21 protein-coding genes and 1 pseudogene are annotated in these 24,948 nt (G+C 33.2%); all 22 read left to right on the top strand.

Annotated elements, in window-relative coordinates:
* Positions 1-236 precede the first annotated feature (236 nt).
* Positions 237-2,243, top strand: coding sequence for a BglG family transcription antiterminator (locus OREMA_RS0101360; RefSeq protein WP_018247491.1), 2,007 nt, complete (start codon positions 237-239; stop codon positions 2,241-2,243).
* 14 nt (positions 2,244-2,257) lie between these two features.
* Positions 2,258-2,710, top strand: a complete 453-nt coding sequence (locus tag OREMA_RS0101355) for a PTS sugar transporter subunit IIA (RefSeq protein ID WP_018247490.1) — start codon at positions 2,258-2,260, stop codon at positions 2,708-2,710.
* 29 nt (positions 2,711-2,739) lie between these two features.
* Positions 2,740-3,051 (top strand): PTS fructose-like transporter subunit IIB, encoded by a 312-nt coding sequence (locus tag OREMA_RS0101350; protein ID WP_018247489.1) that lies wholly within the window; start codon positions 2,740-2,742, stop codon positions 3,049-3,051.
* A 206-nt stretch (positions 3,052-3,257) separates the two neighbouring features.
* On the top strand, positions 3,258-4,331 hold the full coding sequence (locus tag OREMA_RS0101345; protein WP_018247488.1) for a PTS fructose transporter subunit EIIC: 1,074 nt from the start codon (positions 3,258-3,260) through the stop codon (positions 4,329-4,331).
* Between the two features lie 159 nt (positions 4,332-4,490).
* Positions 4,491-5,537 (top strand): type I phosphomannose isomerase catalytic subunit, encoded by a 1,047-nt coding sequence (locus OREMA_RS0101340; RefSeq protein WP_018247487.1) that lies wholly within the window; start codon positions 4,491-4,493, stop codon positions 5,535-5,537.
* A gap of 135 nt (positions 5,538-5,672) precedes the next feature.
* Positions 5,673-6,785: a PRK06851 family protein gene (locus OREMA_RS0101335; RefSeq protein ID WP_018247486.1), complete on the top strand. Its 1,113-nt coding sequence runs from the start codon at positions 5,673-5,675 to the stop codon at positions 6,783-6,785.
* A gap of 300 nt (positions 6,786-7,085) precedes the next feature.
* Complete coding sequence (locus OREMA_RS18105; RefSeq protein ID WP_018247485.1) at positions 7,086-7,928, top strand: L,D-transpeptidase; 843 nt, start codon at positions 7,086-7,088, stop codon at positions 7,926-7,928.
* Between the two features lie 447 nt (positions 7,929-8,375).
* Entirely contained in the window at positions 8,376-8,795 is a 420-nt protein-coding gene (gene speD, locus OREMA_RS0101325; RefSeq protein ID WP_018247484.1) for an adenosylmethionine decarboxylase, read from the top strand.
* Between the two features lie 334 nt (positions 8,796-9,129).
* Positions 9,130-10,971: an asparagine synthase (glutamine-hydrolyzing) gene (gene asnB / locus OREMA_RS0101320; protein WP_018247483.1), complete on the top strand. Its 1,842-nt coding sequence runs from the start codon at positions 9,130-9,132 to the stop codon at positions 10,969-10,971.
* A gap of 623 nt (positions 10,972-11,594) precedes the next feature.
* Positions 11,595-12,791, top strand: a pseudogene (locus OREMA_RS19390) (ammonium transporter); the annotation flags it as partial.
* A gap of 30 nt (positions 12,792-12,821) precedes the next feature.
* Positions 12,822-13,727 (top strand): methyl-accepting chemotaxis protein, encoded by a 906-nt coding sequence (locus tag OREMA_RS19385; protein WP_407667760.1) that lies wholly within the window; start codon positions 12,822-12,824, stop codon positions 13,725-13,727.
* Between the two features lie 390 nt (positions 13,728-14,117).
* Positions 14,118-14,945: a nitrogenase iron protein gene (gene nifH, locus OREMA_RS0101310; RefSeq protein ID WP_018247481.1), complete on the top strand. Its 828-nt coding sequence runs from the start codon at positions 14,118-14,120 to the stop codon at positions 14,943-14,945.
* A gap of 163 nt (positions 14,946-15,108) precedes the next feature.
* Positions 15,109-15,432, top strand: a complete 324-nt coding sequence (locus tag OREMA_RS0101305; protein ID WP_018247480.1) for a P-II family nitrogen regulator — start codon at positions 15,109-15,111, stop codon at positions 15,430-15,432.
* Between the two features lie 14 nt (positions 15,433-15,446).
* Entirely contained in the window at positions 15,447-15,830 is a 384-nt protein-coding gene (locus tag OREMA_RS0101300) for a P-II family nitrogen regulator (RefSeq protein ID WP_018247479.1), read from the top strand.
* 25 nt (positions 15,831-15,855) lie between these two features.
* Positions 15,856-17,454 (top strand): nitrogenase molybdenum-iron protein alpha chain, encoded by a 1,599-nt coding sequence (gene nifD / locus OREMA_RS0101295; protein ID WP_018247478.1) that lies wholly within the window; start codon positions 15,856-15,858, stop codon positions 17,452-17,454.
* Positions 17,454-18,818: a nitrogenase molybdenum-iron protein subunit beta gene (gene nifK, locus OREMA_RS0101290; RefSeq protein WP_018247477.1), complete on the top strand. Its 1,365-nt coding sequence runs from the start codon at positions 17,454-17,456 to the stop codon at positions 18,816-18,818. Before nifD ends, nifK begins: the two co-directional genes overlap by 1 nt.
* 155 nt (positions 18,819-18,973) lie before the next feature.
* Complete coding sequence (gene nifE, locus OREMA_RS0101285) at positions 18,974-20,335, top strand: nitrogenase iron-molybdenum cofactor biosynthesis protein NifE (RefSeq protein WP_018247476.1); 1,362 nt, start codon at positions 18,974-18,976, stop codon at positions 20,333-20,335.
* A gap of 2 nt (positions 20,336-20,337) precedes the next feature.
* Positions 20,338-21,693, top strand: coding sequence for a nitrogenase component 1 (locus tag OREMA_RS0101280; RefSeq protein WP_018247475.1), 1,356 nt, complete (start codon positions 20,338-20,340; stop codon positions 21,691-21,693).
* 99 nt (positions 21,694-21,792) lie between these two features.
* Positions 21,793-22,080, top strand: coding sequence for a NifB/NifX family molybdenum-iron cluster-binding protein (locus tag OREMA_RS0101275; RefSeq protein WP_018247474.1), 288 nt, complete (start codon positions 21,793-21,795; stop codon positions 22,078-22,080).
* A 114-nt stretch (positions 22,081-22,194) separates the two neighbouring features.
* A complete protein-coding gene (gene nifB, locus OREMA_RS0101270; protein WP_018247473.1) occupies positions 22,195-23,487 on the top strand; it encodes a nitrogenase cofactor biosynthesis protein NifB in 1,293 nt (430 codons plus the stop codon).
* Between the two features lie 68 nt (positions 23,488-23,555).
* Positions 23,556-23,861 carry a 2Fe-2S ferredoxin gene (locus OREMA_RS0101265; protein WP_018247472.1) on the top strand — a complete coding sequence of 102 codons (306 nt, stop codon included), beginning with the start codon at positions 23,556-23,558 and terminating at the stop codon, positions 23,859-23,861.
* A gap of 173 nt (positions 23,862-24,034) precedes the next feature.
* The gene (locus tag OREMA_RS0101260; RefSeq protein WP_018247471.1) at positions 24,035-24,886 is read left to right on the top strand and encodes a molybdate ABC transporter permease subunit; all 852 of its coding nucleotides are present in this window, start codon (positions 24,035-24,037) and stop codon (positions 24,884-24,886) included.
* The last annotated feature ends 62 nt before the right edge of the window (positions 24,887-24,948 follow it).

Here is a 24,948-nt window from a genome sequence, read left to right as displayed (position 1 = left end):
TCACTTATACAAAAACAAATTAAAATTAAACTTTATTAGAAGTCTAATTACAAGCAATTTGCAAAGTCTTTCCGCATTAAAGCGGAAAGGTTTATTGCTTTTAAACCCTAGAAAAACAAGGGTTTTTGTAGTATAATTAAATTAAAGTTAAGACAAATAGTTAAAGAACTTCCTGATTAATGGTATTTTTCCGGAAAAAATAGTGGAAGATTAAAACAAATAACAAGGTGATATATATGCTAGCATTACCAAATGAAAGAAGTAGCAAGGTTTTATCAATTCTATTAGAGCAGAAAGAAGCAATTACTATTAAAGATTTAGCTGAGAACTTTGAAGTATCTGCTCGAACTATCAGAAGTGATTTAAATAAGATAGCAGAAACTTTAAATGATGAAGGGATTAAGTTAATTAAAAAACCTAGGGTTGGAGTTTGGCTAGAAGTAGATCCTGCAATTAGATCTAAACTGAGAAAAAAATTGTTTAGTGCTGAAAGTTATAGAGATCCTTTTTCTTCAGAGACTAGGCAGAAGTATATTTTAAAATGTTTATTGCAGGCTGAAGAAAAGTATACAATGAAAGATTTAGCTAATGAACTATATGTTAGTAGAACTACTATCTATAATGATTTAGAATTTGTAGAAGAATGGCTTAGTAAATATAATTTAGTTTTAGAAAAAAAGCAGAATTATGGTATTGAAGTACAGGGAAGAGAGAAGAATTGGAGAAGAGCAGTAGCTGACTTATTGGCACAATTTAAAGGTAATCAAGAGTTAAAAGAGATGTTAGAAGAGGTAAGTGATCCAATAGTAATTGATAGTAGAATAGACAATAAGACTTATCAGCAGTTACTTGATATTTTTACAGATGTAAATTTTCTAAAGATAGAAATGATTTTAGAAGAGATAGAAAGGAAATTAGACTTTTTATTTACTGATGAAGCTTTCGTAGGTTTAGTCATCCATATTGCTATCAGCTTAAAGAGATTAGGGAAAGGCAAAGATATCAAAATGGAAAGAGAGCAATTAGATTCTTTGAAAGAGACAGAAGAATTTGAGATTGCTAAGGTAGTGGCTCAAAACCTTGAAGAAGAATTGGATGTTAAATTGCCAGAAGCTGAAGTAGGATATATCTCTCTTCATATCTTAGGCTCTAAGGTGCAACAGAATATTATAAGCAAAGATATAAGTGATGTTCTAGAAAATACTGATCAGAAGGTAATTGAAATTTCTAAAGATATTATTTCTATGGCTGGCGATGTTTTAGGTGTCGACCTAAGAGATGATGAGCAATTATTATTAGGGTTAGTGTTGCATTTAAGGCCTGCTATTAATCGTTTAAAATATGGAATGAGCCTTAGAAATCCAATTTTAGATGAAATCAAGAATAATTATCCTAGTATCTTTGGAGCAGCTTGGGCTACTAGTATAGTTTTTGAAAAGCATTTGGGAATTAAGGTTAATGAAGAAGAGATTGGATACTTAGCATTACACTTAGGAGCTGCTTTAGAAAGAAATAATAATAGAATTAAGGTTATTGTTGCTTGTAGTAGTGGGGTTGGTACATCACAACTAATAGCTACTAGATTGAGAAAGAGATTATCAGGAATAGAGATAGTTAATTTAGTATCTGTTTATGAACTTAAGACTAAGAGTTTAGAAGATATAGATATGATTATCAGTACTATTCCAATAAGTAATTTATCCAAGCCTATAGTAAAGGTTAGCTCTTTATTAACAGCAGATGATATTAGCTTAATAAAAAATAAGATTAATTATCTAATTAAGGATAAGGAAGATCAAAAGTTCAACTCAGAATTAGTATCTAATGAAATTAAAGAGTTATTTGCTGATGATTTGATTTATATAAGTTTAGATTTGAAATCAAAAGAAGAGATTATTAAAAATTTAAGTAAAGAGCTTGTAGATAAAGAATTTGTTGAAGAAGGCTTTGTAAATTCTGCATTAGAGCGAGAAGAGATTACATCTACTGCTGTAGGTAATGGAGTTGCTATTCCTCATGGTAGAGATAGTTATGTTCTAGAGTCTAAGATAGCTATAGCTACCCTAAATAATCCTATAAAATGGGAAAATGAAGAGGTAAGTATTGTTCTATTATTGGCCCTTGAAAGGGAAAGGTCGAAGAATTTCTTTAAATATTTTCATCGAATTCTTGATGATAAGAAGATATTAGAGGAGATCAAAAGAGCCAATACAAAAGAGGAGATCAGAAAATTATTATTCTAAAGGGTGTGATGGAGATGGATTCTTTGATAAATGAAAATTTAATAGTTCTTGATATGAAATGGGAGAATAGGGATAGTGTAATTAAAGCATTAAGTGAATTAATCAATTATAACGGCAATTTAAATTCTATAGATAAATATATTCAAACTGTATTTGAGAGAGAAGATAAGTCTAGTACTGGAGTCGGAAATGGAATAGCTATTCCTCATGGTAAATCTATAGGGGTTGATAAGCCAGCAATAGCCTTTGCTAGGCTTAAAGAAGGAGTGGAGTGGAAATCTTTTGATGATAAAGCAGTAGAATTGGTCTTTTTATTGGCTGTTCCAGATAAGAATGATTCCAAGGAACATTTAAAGATTTTATCTACATTATCTAGGAATTTACTTAATGAAGAGTTTAAGGATAGTTTAATGTCTGCTCAAAATAAAGAAGAGATTAATCAAATCTTAACTAAGATGTTTCAATAAATAAATTATTTAAAGAAGGAGTGATAAGAATGAAAATTTTAGCAGTAACAGCATGTCCTACAGGGGTTGCTCATACTTATTTAGCAGCTGAATCTTTAGAAAAGAGTGCTAAGAAAAAAGGTGTTGAAATTAAGGTAGAAACTCAAGGCTCTATTGGTATAGAAAATGAAATTACTGAGGAAGATATAAAAGAAGCAGTAGCAGTAATAATAGCAGCTGATGTTAACATATCTAAACCTGAACGCTTTAAAGGTAAGCCTAAGCTAAATCTTGATGTCCAAAAAGCTATTAAACATTCAGACCAAATTATTGATAAGATAATTGAGAAATTTGGAGAGTAATATTCTTTAATTTTTATAATAGAATTTTTTCTATAATTGTCGATATAGGTTATTGAGTAAATTAGAAAATACTTAATCTAGATAAGAGAGATCACTATGGTCATAAGGTTATAAGGTGAATTAATTATTTTATATTTATTCTGTTGTAAAATTAAGACATGCTTAATTTATTCAATAGCCTAAATATAAATAAAAGAGGTGTAATAATGAAGAAAAAATTGAATGAAATTAGACAACATTTGATGACTGGTGTATCTCACATGATTCCTTTTGTTGTTGCTGGTGGAGTTTTAATTGCTTTTTCAATTATGTTAAGTGGTATTAAAGCTGGTTCAGGAGCAGATGTAACTAATCCAATTTTAGAAAATTTATTAAGTTTAGGTGTAGCAGGATTTACGATGATGGTTCCAGTCTTAGCAGGTTATATAGCCTATTCAATTGCTGACCGACCAGGATTAGCTCCAGGTATGATTGGAGGTTATTTAGCTGGAGAGGTTGGAGCAGGATTTTTAGGAGGTATTATTGCTGGTATTATTGCAGGTTTTGTAGCAAATTGGATTAAAGGTTGGTCTGTACCTGAGGTTTTAAAACCTATCATGCCTATATTTGTTATTCCTCTATTATCCACAATTATTGTTGGTAGTTTATTGCAATATGTAGTTGGGGTTCCTATTAGTAACTTTATGGCTGGATTAACAAGCTGGCTAAAAGCTATGAGTGGTGGAAGTCAAATAGTATTTGGAATTATTTTGGGAGCTATGATTGCTTTTGATATGGGTGGACCAATTAATAAGACAGCCTTTTTGTTTGGAGCAGGATTAATTGAGCAAGGAGTTTATACGGTTATGGGTCCAATTGCTGTTGCGATTTGTATTCCTCCATTAGCAATGGCATTAGCAACAACTTTAGCACCAAATAAATATACATCTCAAGAACGTCAAGCTGGAAAGGGCGCATTCTTTATGGGGCTAATAGGAATAACAGAAGGTGCTATACCTTTTGCAGCAGCAGATCCTGTTAAAGTTATTCCTTCTATTGTGACTGGTTCTGCTATCGGCGGTGCAATTGCTGCTGTTAGTGGAGTAGGAGACCATGCTCCTCATGGTGGTCCAATAGTTCTACCAGTAGTTGATAATAGGTTAATGTTTATCGTTGCAGTTGTGATAGGTGTGTTAGTAAGTGCTTTTATGGTAAATATGCTGAAAAAAGAGGTTGTAGAAGAAGTGCCTGAGGTAGAAGAAGAGGTAGATGATTTAGAATTAGAGTTTGACTTAGATTAATTAGCAGTTTTAAATTTTTAAGCATAGAATACTGAATTAAGTTATTAGCTAAGATTATTTTTCGATTAATAAAGAAGATAAGTAGCAAATAAAGGCTGTCCCAGGTGCTGGGGCAGTTTTTATTTAAGTACAAAATGCTAATAAAGGATGTGGTTAATGATGTATCCATTAAAATTTGAAGCAATTTATAAAAAGAAAATTTGGGGTGGTAGAAGTTTAGAAGATAAATTTTCTAGGGTTCTTCCTAAAGGGTTAATAGGAGAAAGTTGGGAGTTAGCAGCTCATAAGAATGGAGTCAGCAAAATTAGTAATGGTAAGTTGGCAGGTAAGACCTTGATGGAAGTAATTGCAGAAAAGGGAGAGAAGATACTAGGTAGTGAGGCTAAAGATGATTATTATAAGAAATTTCCTTTATTGATCAAAATTTTAGATGCTAATGATAAGTTATCAGTACAGGTGCATCCAGATGATTATTATGCCAATGAATATGAAGATGGAGAGTTAGGAAAGACTGAAATGTGGTATGTAATAGATGCTAAAAAAGATGCTAAGTTAATTTATGGTGTAAAGCCAGAGATTAGTAAAGAAGAGTTTGCTACTTTAATTAAAGAGGGAAGGCTAGAAGATGCTTTAATTGAAATCTCTGTTAAAACAGGCGATATTCTTTATATTCCCACTGGAACTGTTCATGCAATTGAAGAAGGAGTATTAATTGCTGAAATTCAACAGAATTCTGATACTACCTATAGGGTTTATGATTGGAATCGATTAGGACAAGATGGAACCCCTCGTAAACTACATATTGAATCTGCACTAGATGTAATTGATTTTGGTGTAGAGCCTATAGCTAAAGTAACTGGATTAGAGATTAAAGAAGAAGGCTATAGTAAGAATATTCTTGTAGCCTCACCTTATTTCATTACAGAGCTTTTAGAGATAGAAGAATGCTATGTTAGTAATACTGATAATGAACGATTTTATATTTTAATGGGGTTAGACGGAGAAGCTACACTTTATTATGATCAAGGAGCTATGAAGATAAAAGAAGGTGAGACAGTATTATTACCTGCAAGTTTAGGAAGTTATAAAATCAAAGGTCAAGCTAAGTTGATAAGATCATATATAAAAGATATAGTTGAATTTAGAGATCGACTACAGGAAGAAGGCTATTCCAAAGAGGAGATTAAAAAGATTAAAGGGCTGTAAACTTATAGGTGATAAAATTGAGCAGAGGTATTAGTCTTTTTATTATTTCTAATAGTACTCAAACAAATTATACCAGATATAAAAATAAGCTTTGAGACATAAACATTATTATGAAAGCTATAAAGGAGGTTGTTTATGTCTAGAGGAAAGATAAAAAATTATTATCCAGGCGGTAATACTAGTAAAGGATTTTATTCATTTTATGAGTACCTACCTTATGGAGCTGAGAGAATATTTGTGATTAAGGGTGGACCTGGTACAGGAAAGTCTACTTTTATGAAAAAAATAGCTTATGATATGGTAGATAAAGGATATGATATTGAATTACATTGGTGCTCTTCAGATAATGAATCTTTAGATGGATTGCTTATACCAGATTTAAAGGTAGCCCTATTAGATGGGACTGCACCTCATATGGTTGATCCGAAATATCCAGGTGCAATTGATGAGATTATTAACTTGGGACGTTATTGGGACCGAGAATTAATAGAAGAAGGAAAAGAGAAGATAGTGGGTTTAAGTAAGAGTATTTGGAATTGTTTTAATCGGGCTTATGCTTATCTAGCTGAAGCTAAATTGATTCATGATGAATGGGAAGAATGTTATTTGGAAGGTATGGATTTTCAAGCAGCAAATAAGATAACTAAGGATTTAATAGAAGAGATACTAGATGGTGAAAAATTGGCTGATGAATTGGGAAAAGACCGCCATCTTTTTGGCAGTGCCTTTACTCCTAATGGCGCAGTAGATTATTTTGATAATATAACTGAAGATATTGAGACCAGATATATTATTAAAGGTCGACCAGGTACTGGAAAGTCTACTTTGATGAAGAAGGTAGCAGAGTCGGCTAGAGAAAGAGGTTTTGAAGTTGCTTATTTCCATTGTTCTTTTGATCCGGCTAGTATTGACATGATAGTTATCGAAGAATTAAGTGTAGCATTAATTGATGGTACTGCACCACATGTAGTAGATCCAGTTAGAGTTGGAGATAAAGTAGTTGATATGCTAGAATGTGTTGATTCAGAAATAGTTGAAAAAAATACTCCTCAAATAGATCAAGTTAAAGCAAGATATAATGTTGTAATGGATAATGCCTTAGCAAGTATTCAACAGGCCAAAGCTTTACATGATAACTTAGAAGAGTTTTATATAGAAGCAATGGACTTTGAGGCAATAGAAGAAAGAAGAGTAGATGCATTCAATGAAATCTTAGATTGGGCAGATATTAAGGGATATTTAAAATAGAATTATAGTGAAATAAACCTCCATATCTATGGAGGTTTATTTGCTTTGATAGCTAGGATTCTCTTATAAGATAAAAATCACCATATTTTAGTAACAAGTGACGAGCAACTAGTAACTAGTAAATAATTTAACTAGTCACCTGTTACTAGTCACTCGTTACTGTCTCTTTATACTCCTATTGTATTATTTCATAGGAAGATAAGGTTAGTAGATTTATGATAGCTTTAAGCTAAGGTATTTTGTTTGAGATCAAAAGAAGTTCTTAATAGAAGATCAATATTTGAGAAAGGAGGAGTAACGATGTTGAAGTCTACCTCCGATAAAGTATTGATTACTATACTGATCATATTGATAATTATCATGTTGATTTTAATGTTTGTTTTGGCTAATAGTTATTCTAATCATGAAAAGCAGATTGATATTGCTCCTGTAATAGATTATAGCTTATATAATGATATAAATAAGTACCTAAAAGCAGATGAAAAGGAAGAATATCATAAAAGTATTAAATTAATTGATACTCTAAATAATTTATATAGATTAAGGATGGCATTATTACTTTATATTGAAGATCATCATCGTTTACCATCAGAATTAGAAGAATTGCTAGGTGAATATTTAGTAGAGTTGCCTGTTGAGGTTATATCAAATACTAATCAAGTGAATAGTGAACTAGATTTAACAGGAGGTTGGTATTATAATCCAACTGATATTGAGCTGGAACAGATAGTTAAAGAAAGTCTAAGGGCTAATATTAAAGATGATTATAGCCAAGAGATAAATTTTATTCCATATCGGATTTTGATCGTTAGAGCAAAGAAGAGGTTATATCTAGTTCAAGGTGATAATAAAATCAAGAGTTATCCCATTGGAATTGGTTCAGTTAGTAATCCAACGCCAAGCGGTGAGTTTAGGGTCAAAAATAAAGCTAGGTTATCTAAAGAGGATAAAGAAAGATATGGGGAATATTGGGTAGGTATTGATCTTTGGACTAAAGGTGGTGGATATGGAATTCATGCAACTACCACTCCACAAGTAGTTATTACTAAACAGAATTCTAAGGGCTGTATCAGGATGAAAGAAGAGGATATAGTAGATTTATATAATTTAATTCCTCTTAGAACTAAAGTTATAATTAAATAAGAAAAGAGTTACTATTTGATTTTACCGCCTTGTTAAATATAAGGTGGTTTTTTATTTAAAAATTCTATTTTTTAGTTAATTTTACTATAATAAGTGCTTTATAAGATAGATTAGATATTACTTAATGACTATAATATAGATATCGGATTTTAGAATGAAATTTGAATATGTCGTTATAGAATGATAAAGCGACAGTTTCGGAGTTAGGCGTTAGGAGCTAGGACATAGAAAGATCTTACTAACTCCTATGACCTATCACCTAGCACCTAAAAGTGTCTCTTTATACCCATTAAATTTAATTTTAGACTTAGAGATCTATATAAGTCACAACTAGGGAAGGGAAAATCAACTTAATTATAGAAGTATAGCAGTAGCAATATCAGAAATGGTCAATTCCTTAAGGGAGGATTTTATGATACAGAAATATCTAATAGAAGGTGACAAAGGATGAAATCGGAAGAATTAGGAAGACATATTTTGGTAGAATTTTATAATTGTAATAGTGAGATATTAAGAGATCATAAGCAGATAGAAGAATATATGAAGCAAGCTGCTCTTGAAGCAAAAGCTACTATTGTTGAAAGTGTCTTCCATCACTTTAATCCATGGGGGGTTAGTGGTGCAGTAATTATATCAGAATCACATTTAACAATTCATACTTGGCCAGAGTATAATTATGCAGCAGTTGATCTATTTACTTGTGGTGGAGAGGTAGATCCTTGGAGTGGATTTGATTATTTAGCAGAAAAATTAGAGTCGGAAAAAACAGAGACAACAGAAGTAGCAAGAGGGTCTTTTGATAAAATTAGAAACTTTTCTAATAGAGATATGAGTGGGGTCAATTTTTCTTATAAGACTATAGAATAGTTGAATTATTGGATAATTATAAAAAGAGAGTAATTAAAGATAAAATAGAGATATTTTCTATATTAGAGATGATGTGAAGTTGAAATTCTTACAACATATAAATTATAAATAAAAACACTAGAAGGCCGACTGGGTGAGTAGAGTGTTTTTATTTATAGGATAAAACGAGAACGAAAATCAATTTCATACATAAGATATATTGTAAAAAGCAAAATGAATATTGATGTATGTTAATTTAGCGTTAAGTATTTGTGTGAAGAGTAATTTTGTTGGTTTACATAACATAATATTAACATTAGGTTGATAAAGAAGTTGTGAGGAGGAGAATATCTTTATGTGTGGAATTGCAGGATGGTTAAATTGGGAACGTGATTTAAGAAAAGAGCAAGATATAGCTGGAAAGATGGCTGATTCTCAGCATAGGCGTGGCCCTGATGAAAGGGGAGAATGGTATAGTGAGCATATAGCATTAGCCCATAGAAGATTGGTTGTTATTGATCCTACGGGAGGAAAACAACCAATGGAAAAGAGATATCAGTCCAATCGATATGTTATGGTCTATAATGGTGAGTTATATAATACAGAAGATTTAAGGAAGGAATTAAAGCAGGAAGGACATTCTTTTGAAGGTCACTCTGATACAGAAGTCTTATTAACGGCTTATATAGCATGGGGTTCAGAATGTGTTAAAAAATTAAATGGTATTTATGCTTTTGCTATTTGGGATAGTACTCTAGAAAGACTTTTCTTAGCTAGAGATAGGATAGGTGTGAAACCTCTCTTTTATACTCAACAAGGTAATGGATTTTTATTTGCATCTGAGTTGAAAGGATTATTAGTTCATCCTGAGGTAGAGGCTGAGATCGATGAAGAAGGATTAGCAGAGATTTTTGCTGTTGGTCCTGGAAGAACTCCAGGCCATGGTGTTATTAAAGGTGTTAAGGAGTTAAAGCCAGGTTATTCAATGGTTGTCAATCGTTATGGGATTAAGGAGGAGCAATATTGGGAGTTAGAAAGTAAATCTCATCAGGATGACTTAGAAACAACTATAACTAGGGTTAGAGATTTGTTTGTAGATACTGTAGAACGACAGTTGGTCTCTGATGTTCCAATTTGTACTTTGCTATCTGGTGGGCTTGATTCTAGTGCAATTACTTCGATAGCAAGTCGGGCTTTTATGAGAGAAGGAAAAGGTAGAATAGATACTTATTCAGTAGATTATGAAGGCAATGAAGATTATTTTGAAGCCAATGAATTTCAACCTGCCCCTGATGATTTGTGGATAAAGAAGATGTCAGATTATGCTGATACTAATCACCATTATATTAGATTAAAGAATGATAAATTAGTAGAAAGTTTAAGAGAAGGAGTTTATGCTCGAGATCTACCAGGAATGGCAGATATAGATGTATCATTATATCTCTTTTGTAAAGAGATTAAAAAGAATTTTACAGTGGGGGTTTCTGGAGAATGTGCTGATGAGATTTTTGGTGGATATCCTTGGTATCATAGTCAAGAAGCTTTAAAAGCCAATACCTTCCCATGGTCTCGTAAATTAGAAGAAAGAGTTAAGATTCTATCGGGGGATTTAATCAATAGAATCAATCCTCAAGAATATATGGAAGAGAGGTATCTCCAGGCTTTAGCTGAAGTTCCTACGTTAAAAGGTGAAAATGATGAAGATGCGAGAATGAGAGAGATATTCTATTTGAATTTAACTCGCTGGATGCCAACTTTATTAGATCGTAAAGACAGAATGAGTATGTATACAGGTTTAGAAGTTCGAGTTCCTTTCTGTGATCATAGACTTGTGGAGTATGTTTGGAATATTCCCTGGGAGATGAAGAATGTAGGAGGAAAAAGAAAAGGGATATTACGAGAAGCTCTAAAGGGGGTTTTACCTGAAGATGTTAGATTAAGACCTAAGAATCCTTATCCTAAAACCTTTGATCCAGCTTATTTTGATGCTACTAGAGATTGGTTATTAGAAATCTTGAACAATTCTAATTCACCAATTATTGATGTGCTTGATGTTACTTATATCAGAAAGCTTACAGAAAGTGATGGTGATTTTGATATACCTTGGTTTGGACAGTTGATGAGATTACCCCAACTATTTGCATACTTAATTCAAGTTAACCTCTGGTTAGATGAGTATGGAGTTAAGATCATATAGTTTTACTTAGCCTTAATTGATAAAAGATTCAGTGTGAAAATCACACTGAATCTTTTATTTTATTGAAATTAAAATCATTAAAGAAGCTCCCTTGACAGAAATATATTCTTAGAGTTATACTTATACTTAACATCAAGTTAACGTAAACCTTGATTCTAATGATATCAGTTGTACTTGTCTGAAAGTATTTGATTAGAGTAGAGGGGTATTTATATAGTGGTAACAGATAAAAAAGGAGGGGGTATTGTGGCTTGCCAACAATGTATCCATTTTATTTATAAGAGGTTTTATTGTAAGAAATTAGGATGCCATGTTTATTTAACAGATCACTGCCGTTATTTTAAAAAGACTATTAGAAATAATAGGCACAAATCAAATTTTAAATTATTTTAGTTAAATATGAAAAATATTCAAGAAAATAAATAAATCCCTTGATATAATCGAAAGATTAGCTTATAATTAACACAAACATAACAAAAACCTAACATAACATTTTATATTAAGGGGTGGTTACAGTGAAAAAAATTGAAATTTTTTTAATAATCTTAATAATTCTATTATACACCTGTGCTGTATTTGGTGCAGAAAACATCGATAGGAAAGAAGTGGTTGCTATTGATACAATGTGGACATTATTGTCTGCTTTCTTAGTCTTTTTTATGCAAGCTGGTTTTGCGATGGTTGAAGCTGGTTTTACTCAAGCGAAAAATTCTGGGAACATTATTATGAAGAATTTGATGGATTTTTCTGTGGGGTCATTAATTTATTGGTGTCTAGGATTTAGTATCATGTTTGGTGTAGGTAATAAATTTATATCTTTTAATGGTTTCTTTTTGGGTGGTGATTTTGCTCATTTGGGGCTGGAGATTCCATTATCTGCTTTTTGGTTATTCCAGGTTGTTTTTGCTGGAACGGCAGCAACTATTGTGTCTGGTGCTATAGCAGGTAGAACCAAATTTAGTGCATATCTGATATGTAGTGTAGTGATTAGTGGTTTTATTTATCCTGTAGTTGGATATTGGATTTGGGGTGGTGGCTGGTTGAGTAATGTAGTTGATTTTGCTGGATCTACTGTTGTGCACTCTGTAGGTGGTTGGGCTGCTTTGGCAGGAGCTATGGTTTTAGGACCTAGAATTGGAAAATATAATGAAGACGGTTCAGCTAATAAGATAGCAGGACACAATTTATTGATGGCTGCTTTGGGTGTTTTTATTTTATGGTTTGGTTGGTTTGGATTTAATGCTGGAAGTACCATATCTGGAAGTGATTTAAATATTGCTTCTATAGCAATGACAACCAATTTAGCAGCTGCATCTGGAGCTGTATTGGCTTTGGTGACCAGTTGGTTCAAATATGGAACTGCTGATGTTGCTATGACCCTAAATGGGGCTTTGGCAGGTTTGGTAGGGATTACAGCTGGGACAGCGACAGTTAATGACTTTGGGGCTGTGGCTATAGGAGTTATAGCAGGAGTAGTTGTGGTTTTTGCTATGGAAGTTATAGAAAGTTTACATATAGATGATCCAGTTGGTGCTATTTCGGTTCATGGTGTATGTGGTATCTTGGGAACTTTGATGGTGGGTGTGTTTTCTAGAGAAGGTGGACTTTTATATGGTGGAGGAACAAATCTGTTGTTGCTTCAGTTGAAAGGTGTAATCGGTGTAGCTCTTTGGGTTTTCCCGACAGCCTTTATTCTTTTTAAGTTGGCTGATTTGCTTATTGGATTGAGGGTTTCTGCTGAAGAGGAGATGAAAGGTTTAGATATTTCTGAACATGGATCTAGTTCTTATCCTGACTTTGGTTCATTGAGTGGGAAGGTTATAGAACAAGTCTTGTTGGGATTGGATAAGATGGCTAAGGGTGATTTTAGCATACAATTGGCTTTAGATGGATTGAATGATAGTGAAGCGAGGCTATTGAATGTTTTTAACGGTACAACAAGGAAGGTTAAAGCATTAATTGCTGATATGTCTAAGATGATTAGTGCATTAACTTCTTCTAGCTCAAAGTTATCTTCTACTGTTAAGAAGGGTGATCTCATAGCTAAAAATGCTGTATCTAATATCGATGACATGATTTTTGGTATTGATCAGATTTCTGCTGGTAGTCAAGAAGCCAGTGCTTTTGCTCAAGAAGCATCTTCTAAGACGGAAGTTGGTAGTAACTGTCTAGAAGATGCTGTTTTAAAGATGGAAGAGATAAATGATTCTGTAAAAGTTGGGGTTGAGGCTATTGATCAACTGGTGGGTAACTCAAATCAGATAGAAGATATTGTGGAGCTGATTAATGATATTGCTGCACAAACTAACCTGTTGGCTCTAAATGCGGCTATAGAGGCTGCTCGTGCTGGTGAAAAAGGGCGTGGTTTTGCGGTGGTTGCAGAAGAAATTAGGGTCTTATCCCATAATACTAGCCAAGCGACCGGAAAGATTAGAAAGTTGATAAATGAAACTCAGATTACTTCTAGGGAGAGTTTAGAGGCTATAACTGATGTCGAAGAGAAGGCTCTAACTGGTAAAGGTGTTATTGAAAATGCGGGAAGTGTTTTTAAAGATATAGAGAACTGTATTGTTGGTGCAGCTGATAATATCCAATCATCTTCTGGTGATGCTCAAACTTTAGCTATAAAAAGTCAAGAGGTTAAAGAAGGTTCTAATGATATTGCTGCTATGTCTCAAGAGCTTAAATTATCCTCTCGAGAATTAATTTCCTTGGCAGAAAAGTTAAAACTTTCTATAGACGGTTTTGATATTTGAAATTTTTAATCTTTAAAATGGATAACTGTATAATGTACTTATAAAAGGTCACCGCTTTGGCGGTGGCGTTTTCTTTTTTGTAGATTGGTGTAATTTTAGAGTGGGACATTTCGGGTTGATCGCTTAAAGGATAAAAACATAGTAATGTTAACTATTGGTTAGTTATACGTTATCTTTATGTAAAGTTTACCACAAAAATCTATTTTTTTCTTGACATAAGATGTAAACAAGGCTATAATTAACATATACTTAACATAGAAATGAAAATAATATTACTTTTAGATGTTAGGTATGTGATAGAGTTCACATCACATGTTAATTATTTGTGGTTTGAAGACATTTTGATTGTCTTTAAATAAATATAAGAAGATAAGAAGAGGAGGAATTTTTGTGAGACAGGTAGCTATTTATGGAAAAGGTGGTATTGGGAAGTCAACTACAACTCAGAACTTAACATCATCTTTAGCAGAGATGGGTAAAGAAGTTATGGTGGTAGGATGTGATCCAAAAGCTGATTCAACACGAATGTTATTAGGTGGGATGGATCAGAAGACAGTTTTAGATACTTTAAGAGAAGAAGGTCAAGATATTGAGCTAGAAGATATCATGAGAAAAGGTACTGATTTTAGTAATATACGCTGTGTAGAATCAGGGGGACCAGAACCAGGTGTTGGATGTGCTGGACGTGGTATAATTACTTCAATTAATATGTTAGAAAGCTTAGGGGCTTATACCGATGATTTAGATTATGTATTTTATGATGTATTAGGAGATGTTGTTTGTGGTGGATTTGCAATGCCGATTCGTGAAGGTAAGGCCCAAGAAATTTATATCGTAGCAAGTGGAGAGTTAATGGCAATGTATGCAGCTAATAATATCTGTAAAGGTATTAAGAAGTATGCTGAATCTGGTGGAGTAAGGTTGGGAGGAATTATCTGTAATAGTCGTAAGGTAGATGGAGAACTTGAATTATTAGAAGCTTTTGCTGAAAGACTAGGAAGCCAATTAATTCACTTTGTACCAAGAGATAATATTGTACAAAGAGCAGAGATTAATAGAAAAGTAGTTATTGCTTATGATCCAGAATCTAATCAAGCTGATGAGTATAGAACATTAGCCAAGGCTATAGATGATAATGAATTATTTGTAATTCCAACACCAATGGAACAAGAAGATTTAGAAGACCTTATGATGGAACATGGTATTTTAGAGTTATAATAAAAAATGTGCTGCTATTCAATTATTGATTACTAATTGAAGTCAGTTAATATTATATGGTAGTTTGCTAAAGGCCAAGAGGTGAAAGATATTGATGAAGTGTTAGGATATATTAACTGACTCTATTATTTTTGATTATTAAATTGAGGGAGGTAGGAAGATTATGAAGATGGTAAGATCAATTGTAAGACCTGAGAAGGTTGATGAAATTTTAGCAGAATTAAGTGATGCAGGGTTTCCAGCTGTTACTAAGATAGATGTAGCTGGTAGAGGTAAACAACGAGGGGTTAAAGTTGGTGATATCCATTATGATGAATTACCTAAAGAGATGTTACTTACAGTTGCAAGAGATGAAGATGTGGATGATTTAGTTAAGATTATTATCAAGACTGCTAAAACAGGAGAAGGTAACTTTGGGGATGGAAAGATATTTATAAGTGAAGTTGAAGAAGCTTATACAATTAGTACTGGTAAAAAAGGTTTATAAAAGGAGGTCTTGTGATGAAAGAAGTTATGGCTATTGTTCGGATGAACATGATTAATAAGACCAAAAAAGCTCTTTCGGCAGCAGGTTTTGATTCAATGACTTGCCGTAAAGTTTATGGTAGAGGTAAGAAGAAGGTTGATTATGAATTAATTAATTCATTATTATCTGGGGGGCAGATAGAGTCTCCAGAAGTAGCAGAAGCAGTATCTGAAGGACATCGTTTGGTGCCAAAAAGATTATTAACTTTAATAGTTAATGATGATGAAGCAGAGAAGGTTATTAATACTATTATTAGTGTTAATAAAAGTGCTAATGCAGGTGATGGCAAGATATTTCTTATCCCTGTAAGTAATGCAATAAGAGTAAGAACATCAGAGATGGGAGAAGAGGCTATATAAATTTGATTTTTGGAGGTGAAGTAAGATGATAGATAAGAATTTATTAGATAATCTATTGGATGTTTATCCAGGTAAGTCGATGAAGAACAGGAAAGAACATATGATGATAAAAGATTCTAGTCAGGAGAAGCAACAGATTAAAGCTAATACTAGAACAATACCAGGTATTATGACTAATAGAGGTTGTGCTTACGCTGGATGTAAAGGTGTGGTTGTAGGACCGATTAAGGATATGATCCATATTGTTCATGGGCCAATTGGTTGTTCTTATTATGCTTGGGGAACAAGAAGAAATAAGGCTAGAGTAGATAAAGGTGCTAAGAACTTTATCAACTATTCTTTTTCTACTGATATGCAGGATCCTGATATTGTGTTTGGGGGAGAAAAGAAGCTAAAACAAGCGATTAAAGAAGCAGTAGAGATCTTTGATCCTGAGGCAATTAGTATTAGTGCTACCTGTCCAGTAGGATTAATTGGTGATGATATCAATGCTGTGGCTAAAGAAGCTCAAAAAGAGTATGGCATACCAGTATTAGCTTTCAGTTGTGAAGGTTATAAAGGTGTAAGTCAATCTGCAGGACATCATATTGCTAATAATAAGTTTATGTCAGAGTTAATAGGTAATAGAGAGCGAGAAGTTAAGAAATATTCCGTTAATATTTTAGGTGAGTATAATATTGGTGGAGATGCTTGGGAGATAGATAGAATCTTTGAAAAGATTGGTTATGAGATAGTTTCTACTATGACTGGTGATGGTAGTTTTAAAGATATTCAAGCTGCTCATGGAGCTAATTTGAATCTTGTAATGTGCCATCGATCAATTAACTATATTGCTGAAATGTTTGAGGAGAAATATGGTATTCCGTGGTTAAAGGTTAACTTTATTGGTCCTAAAGCTATGGTGAAAACTTTAAGAAATATGGCCAAGTACTTTGATGATGAAGAGTTAATTCAAAGGACAGAAGAGGTTATTGCTGAAGAATTGGCAGAGATTGAAGAGCCATTGGCTAGGTATAGAAAGTTATGTCAAGGAAATACTGCCTTTTTATTTGTTGGTGGTTCAAGAGCTCATCATTATCAAAATTTATTTAAAGAGATTGGTATTGAACCTGTATTAGCAGCTTATGAATTTGCTCATCGTGATGACTTTGAAGGAAGAGAAATTATTCCAGAAATTGAGAAGACTGCTGATGATCGGAATATTCCTGATTTAGAAGTTAGCAAAGATGAGGCTCGTTATAGATTAAGATTATCTAAAGAGAGATATGAAAAATTAAAAGAAGAGATGCCATTAGCTGAGTATGAAGGTTTGATTGCAGATATGGAAGATGGAAAGATTATTATAGATGATTTAAACCATTATGAAACTGAAGTTTTGCTTAAAGCTTTAAAACCAGCTGTTTTTGGTTCTGGAATTAAGGATAAATATGTAGCCCAAAAGATGGGTGTATTCTCAAAACAGTTACACAGTTATGACTATAGTGGACCTTATGCTGGCTTTAAGGGAGCTGTTAATTTTGCTAGGGATATTTCAGCTGGAATTAATACTCCTACTTGGAATTATATCACAGCTCCATGGAAGAATGAACCAGAAATAGAAGCTGAATTAGGGGGTGCAAGTTAATGTCAGAAACACCAAGAGAGCTTAGCGAAAGAAAGGCGTTGGTAGTAAACCCAGCCAAAACATGTCAACCGATTGGAGCTATGTATGCAGCTTTGGGAATTAATAAATGTTTACCTCATAGTCATGGTTCTCAAGGTTGTTGTTCCTATCATCGGATGCATTTGACTAGACATTTTAGAGATCCAATTGTAGCTTCAACCAGTTCCTTTACTGAAGGAGCTTCGGTATTTGGAGGACGATCAAATCTAAATACTGCAATGAAGAATGTATTTAAAGTTTATGATCCAGATGTTGTTGCAATTAATACAACCTGTTTATCTGAAACAATTGGTGATGATGTAGGATCTATGGTAGCAGCAATGGATATTCCAGAAGGTAAGACAATTATCCATGCTAGTACTCCAAGTTATGTTGGTTCTCACATTACTGGTTATTCGAATATGGTGCAAGCAATGATTAAACAATTAGCTCAAAAAGATGAAGATTCCAGTAGTGAAAAGATCAATATTATCCCTGGATTTATAGATCCTGGAGATATAAGAGAGATTAAGAGGATAAGCAATTTGATGGGAATTCCTTTTACGATGTTACCAGATACTAGTGGAGTTGTTGATTCTCCAATTACAGGAAAGTATGAGATGTATCCAAAAGGAGGAACTACTGTTGAAGAGATAAAGGCTACTGGAAATGCTAAAGCAACAATAGCGTTAGGGAGCTTTGCTTCTAAAGAAGGTGCTTTTGAATTAGAGCGACAATGTGATGTAAAACCTTATGTTTTAAAGACTCCAATTGGAGTTAAAGCAACTGATGAATTGATTATGCAATTAGTTAAGATTACTGGAGAAGAGGTTCCTTATGCTTTAGAGGAGGAAAGAGGTCAGTTAGTTGATATTATGACAGATACTCATTTCCATTTCCATGGTAAAAAGGTAGCTATTTTTGGAGATCCTGATCTAGTAATTGCTATGACAGAATTTGTTTTAAGTCTAGGAATGGAACCTAGTTATATTGTGACTGGTACTCCAGGGAAAGAATTTAACCAAGATATTGATGCTATATTAGAAGATGCTGAAATAGAAGATGTAAAGGTAAAAAGTGCAGGGGATTTATTAGAATTACATCAATGGATCAAAAATGATCCAGTAGATCTAATTTTAGGAAATACCTATGGGAAATATATTGCTAAAGAAGAGGATATTCCATTGGTTAGATTTGGTTTTCCAATCTTAGATAGAAGTGTGCAAAGTTATTTGCCGATCGTAGGTTATAGAGGGGCAATGAGGCTAATAGAAAAAATTAGTGGTGTTTTATTAGATAGAGCAGATAGGGATACAAGTGAAGAAGAATTGGAATTGGTAATGTAATTTATAAGCGGTATGGCGAATGTAGTAGATTCGCCATACTGAATTATAATACTAATTCAATTTGATAATAAAACTTTATCAAATTAACCAATCTTATTAAAATCCACCTACTCTATCAATATACCACCATTATATATTATAAGGTGGTGAGTCAGATGAGTCAAGTTTTAGAATTGGGAATGTTAGATGAAAGAAAGGACTTTATTTTATGTAATTCAAAGGATAAATCTAAAGGCTTAAAGTGTGAGCAAGATAGTGTGGCAGGAGCTGTAAGTCAAAGGGCTTGTGTATATTGTGGAGCCAGAGTTGTTCTTAATCCAATTACTGATGCTTTTCATATTGTTCATGGACCAATTGGCTGTGCTAGTTATACTTGGGATATTAGAGGTAGTTTAAGCAGTGGTTCAGAGATATTTAGAAATAGTTTCTCTACAGATTTAAGGGAGCAGGATATTGTCTTTGGTGGAGAAGAAAAGTTGACTGCTGCCATTGAGGAGATAATGGAAAGCTATAATCCCGAGGTTATCTTTATTTATTCAACCTGTGTAGTGGGGGTAATTGGTGATGATTTAGATGCAGTCTGTAGAAAAGCAGAGGATAGATATGGAATTAGAGTAATTCCAGTGCAAGCTCCAGGCTTTGCAGGTAATAAATCTAGTGGCTATAAAGCTGCTTGCAGTGCAATGTTGGCTTTAATGGATAGCAATCTAGCCTCAATTAAAAGAAGTGGAATTAATATTTTAGGTGATTTTAATTTGGCTGGTGAAATGTGGATTTTAAAGGATTATCTTAATAGAGTTGGAATTGAGGTCAATGCTAAGTTTACTGGGGATTCAAGCTGTCAGGAGATAATGAAAGCACCTCAGGCAGAGTTAAATATAGTTCAATGTGCTGGTTCGATGACATCATTGGCTAAACGGATGAAGCATAAGTATAATATTCCTTTTGTTAAGATTAGTTTTGTTGGAATTGAGGATACAATTTCTTCCTTAAGAAAGATTGCTGAATTATTAGGAGATGAAGAGGTTGTTGATAATGTAGAAAAGCTGATTAAGGAAGAAAAGTCTAAAGTAGAAGCTAAAATAGAATTATATCGTCAAAGATTAAAAGGTTATAGTGCAGCTATTTATGTTGGTGGTGGATTTAAAGCAATCTCTTTAATTAAGCAATTTAAAGATTTAGGAATTAATCCGGTTATGGTTGGTACTCAAACTGGTAAGAAGGAAGAGTATGACCAGATTAGGGAGTTAACCGATGAAGGCACTATTATCTTAGATGATGCTAATCCTACTGAACTTGAGAAATTTATGAAGAAGCGAGGAGCAGATATATTGGTAGGTGGTGTTAAAGAAAGGCCTTTAGCCTATAAGTTAGGAGTAGCTTTTTGTGATCATAATCATGAAAGAAAGCATCCTTTAACTGGTTTTGTAGGAGCTGTTAATTTTGCCAAAGAGCTTGATTCTACTTTAAATAGTCCAGTGTGGAAGATTATCGCTAATCAAAGTGGGGGTGAATAATTATGGCGCGTAATTTTGTGAATTTAAATGTTAATCCCTGTAAAATGTGTATGCCTATGGGGGCAGCAATTGCTTTTAAAGGTATTGAAAAAGCTATTTTGATGATGCATGGTTCTCAAGGCTGTAGTACTTATATGAGACGTCATATGGCTACCCACTATAATGAGCCAGTAGATATTGCTTCTTCTTCGCTAACTGAACGAGGGACGGTTTATGGAGGAGAGGATAATTTAAAGAAAGGTTTAAAGAATACAATTGAGCTTTATAACCCCAAAGTAATCGGAGTTGTAACTACCTGTTTAGCAGAGACTATTGGCGAAGATATTGAAAGATTGGTAAATGAATTTGTGGAGCAAGAAGAGGTTGGTGAGATAAGTTTTGTTCCAGTAGCAACACCAGGTTATGGAGGAACAGAGTTTGAAGGATATTATCTATCATTAAGAAAGATGGTAGAGCGATTTGCGACAGAAGGTTCAAATGATAAGCTTAATATTATAGCTGGAAATTTAACTCCTGGTGATATTAGAAGGATTAAGGATATATTAGAGTCTTTTTCTGTTGATTATAATTTATTACCTGATATCTCCGAAACTTTGGATGGTGGTTATTCCAATGACTATCATAAGTTGCCTGAAGGTGGAACTACAATTGAAGAGATTAGAAGTATGGGAGGGTCTAAAGCAACTATAGAATTAGGAGTTTTAGCAGCTGAGAATATTTCTCCTGGTCAATTTTTAGAGGATGAATTTGGAGTTCCATTATATAGAGTTCCTTTACCTATTGGCTTGGCTAATGTAGATAAATTCATTAATTTATTAGTTGAAATTACTGGCAAAAAACCTAGTGTTAAATTGACTAAAGCTCGAGGAAGAATGTTAGATGCTATGGTCGATTCTCATAAGTATAATGCTCAAGGAAGAGCTGCTATCTTTGGTCAACCTGAGCTTGTATATGCTATTGCAACTTTATGTTTGGAAAATGGTATCTTTCCAGCATTATTAGCTACAGGTGTTGAGATATCTAGGTTATCAGAACTTTTAAAGAAAGACTTTGAGTTGGCTGCTGAAGATATTTTAATAATAGATGATACTGACTTTGAAACTATTAGGGATTATGTCAATAAATTAGGTGTTAACATCTTAATTGGTCATTCTGATGGTAAATTTATTACTGAAAAGGATGGGATACCTTTAGTTAGAATAGGTTTTCCAATTCATGATAGGATGGGAGCTCAAAGGAAAGTTAATGTTGCTTATGATGGATCTGTTAGTCTTTTAGATCAGATCACTAATACTTTATTAGAGAATAAGTATAGTTCTTATCGTGAAGATATGTATGATGAATATTTTACTGGATAGCTTAGAAAAGCTTCCAATATCTTGAGTTAGAAATATATTTTAACCGTGATGCACATAGATGTATAGGATAACTGCTACTATAAAAAAGGAGGGCTTATCTTGAAAATAGCTGTTAGTGTAAATAGTAGTGAAGAGATTGTTTCACATTTAGGTAAAGCTAAGATCTTTTACATTTATTCGAAGGGACCAGAAGGAATCTGTTTTTTAGACATTAGAGTTACTGATGGAAATCATCAAAATCATATTATAGAAGATATCAAAGATTGCGATATTGTTATCTCTGGAAAGATTGGAGAGGGTATGATCAATAGCTTGGGTGATTTAGGGATTGAAGCTATAGTTGATGAAGAGACACTTAATCCTATAGAAGCTATATCAAAATTATAATAATTATAGTTGAATTCTTAAGTTCTAAATATTTGATTATTAAAAAGCGATTATTTTTTAAAAGCATAATACTCCTATAAATAAGACAATAAGGGGTGGGAAGAGGTGGTATAAGTGAGTAATTGCTCTGTTAATTTAAATTTGAATTTTCCAGAAGAGACAACGATGGACACTATATTAAAGACTGCTAAGCATCCTTGTTATAGTGAATGTGCCCATGAGTATGCAAGGATGCACATTCCAGTTGCTCCTAGGTGTAATATAAGTTGTAATTATTGTAATAGAAGATATGATTGTTTACATGAGAGTAGGCCTGGAGTAACCAGTGAAGTACTAACACCTGAAGGGGCTTATGAGAAGTATCTATTAGTTAAAGATAAATTACCAAATTTAAAGGTGATTGGTATTGCTGGGCCAGGTGATGCATTAGCAAATTTTGAAGAGACTAAAGAAGCGATTAAATTGATTAAAGAGGATGACCCCGAGCTTACTATCTGTATCTCTACTAATGGGTTAATGTTGCCTGAATACGCCCAAGAGTTAGTGGAATTAGGAGTAAGACATGTGACAATTACTATTAATACTATTGATCCAAAGATAGGGGCTTTGATCTATAAGTGGTTTCATTATCAGGGGAAAGTATTATCTGGAGAAGAAGGAGCAAAAATATTACTTGATAATCAATTGGAAGGATTGAAATTTTTGAGCAGCAAAGGTGTCTTATGTAAAGTTAATATAGTAATGATTAAAGGATTAAATGATCATCATATTCCAGAAGTTGTTAATAAGGTGAAGGAACATGGAGCATTTATGACTAATATAATGCCGCTTATTCCAGCAGAGGGTAGTGAGTTTGAAGAGATGCCTTTAGTAAGTAATAAAGAATTGAATGAATTGCGAGATAGATGTTCCTTGGATTTAAAACAGATGTATCATTGTAAGCAATGTAGAGCTGATGCAATAGGTCAATTATCTCAAGATATATCGATTGAATTTAGAGGTAGAAAAACAGATCAAGGTGATGAAAATAAAAGCTTGGCTGATGAAATTAAAAGTACAGATCTGTTATTTGCTATAGCCTCGAAGACAGGTAGGTTGATAGATCAGCATTTTGGTCATGTAGATAATTTTTTAGTATATAGGTATACAGATCAGGGAATAGCATTAGTGGATAAGAGGAATATAGAGAGATATTGTATTGGCAAAGAATGTGAAGATAAAGAAGCTAAGATAAAGAATATAGTTGATCTCTTATCTGACTGTGAAGCTGTTTTATCTATGAGAATTGGTTATGAGCCTAAAAAGAAGCTATTAGAAAGTGGTATTAAGTCTTTGGAAATATATGATGGAATTGAAGATGGAATTGAATATGCAATTAAGGAGTTAGGTTTAAAGGATGTTGGCTGATGATCAAAATTAAGTTAGTAATTATATTTCTTAAGGTTTAAATTAAATAAAAGAAGGGTGGAATAAAGGTGAATCAACCTAAATATCATATTTTTGTCTGTTCTAGCTCTAGAATTAATGGTCAGCAAAGAGGTTTTTGTGTCAATAAGGATTCTGTAGAGATAATTCAAAATTTTATGATGGAAGTGCAAGATAGAGGTATGACTGATACTATGATTACTAATACAGGTTGTTTAGGAATCTGTGATAAAGGGCCGATTGTAATTGTTTATCCTGAAGGGGTATGGTATGGAAATGTAAGCCCTGATGATGTGGAAGAAATAGTTGAAAGCCATTTGGAGAATGGAGAGGTAGTAGAAAGGTTAGAGATATAATCTATAGATTATATCTCTAAAAATTTATAGGAAAAACATATAATATTTCTTCGCTTAAAGCAAGGAGTAAAAGGATATCTGAATAAAAATAGCAGCTTAATTTTTACTTTGGATTATATAAGCAAAAGTTTTAGCGGCAGTTAGCTATTGGGTAAAAGAAAGCAGGTGATAATATGGACAATAGTTTGATTTATCAGAAGGTGGAGGGGTGTAAGGAAAGAATAGATATATATCAATTAAAACAGAGCAATAAGATAGATTTAACTAAAATTTTAATTTGGGGAATAATGATCTCTAATGTTCTATTTATTACTTTGATTATCTTATCTTTGTTTTTTAAGTCCTCGCTAGGAGATGTCGTTACTGTTATTAAGGATTTAAACACCTTGAAAGCGATAAAAATAACAATTAGTTCTATAGTTTGTTCTGCTGTTATGACAATAATTATTGGAGTTCCTTTTGCTTATGTAATGGCTCAAAAGCAGGGGAAGATTTATAGAATAATAAATATGATTTTAAATTTACCTTTGGTGATGCCTCCTACTGTAGCTGGGTTAGCTTTATTAATGGCCTTTGGTAGGAGAGGAGCTTTTGCAAATGTAATTAGAGTTATTGGCTTAGATATTCCTTTCAGTTTTGTGGCATTAATTATAGTTCAGGTATTTGTGATGTTACCGCTTTTTACCCAGGCTTTAAGAAGTGGTTTTGAAACTATCGATCAGGATATTAAAGAGGCTGCTATGGTCTTTGGTGCTGGAGAGAAGGAATTATTATTTTTTATTTATTTGCCATTGAGTATTAGGGCTTTTGTGACTGGACTTATAATGGCTTGTTTACGTGCAGCTGGAGAATTTGGTGCAACTATGATGTTTGCAGGGAATCTATCGGGTAAAACTCAGACATTATCTACTGCTATTTATACTCTTTCCCAAAGGGATTTAGGTCAATCTATATCTTTGGCGGTAGTACTTATTTTGATATTTTTAATTCCCTTGCTTATTTTAGAGTTAAAATTAAAAGACTAATATATAGGTGTTTGTAAGAAGTTTATATTCTTGAAAGGTGATTATATCTAAGTGAAAGCAGA

The organism is Orenia marismortui DSM 5156 (assembly GCF_000379025.1).
In the GTDB taxonomy this organism is placed as follows: Bacteria; Bacillota; Halanaerobiia; order Halobacteroidales; family Halobacteroidaceae; genus Orenia; species Orenia marismortui.
Note: the sequence above shows the minus strand (reverse complement) of the source record. Positions and strands in the feature narration are given on the sequence as shown.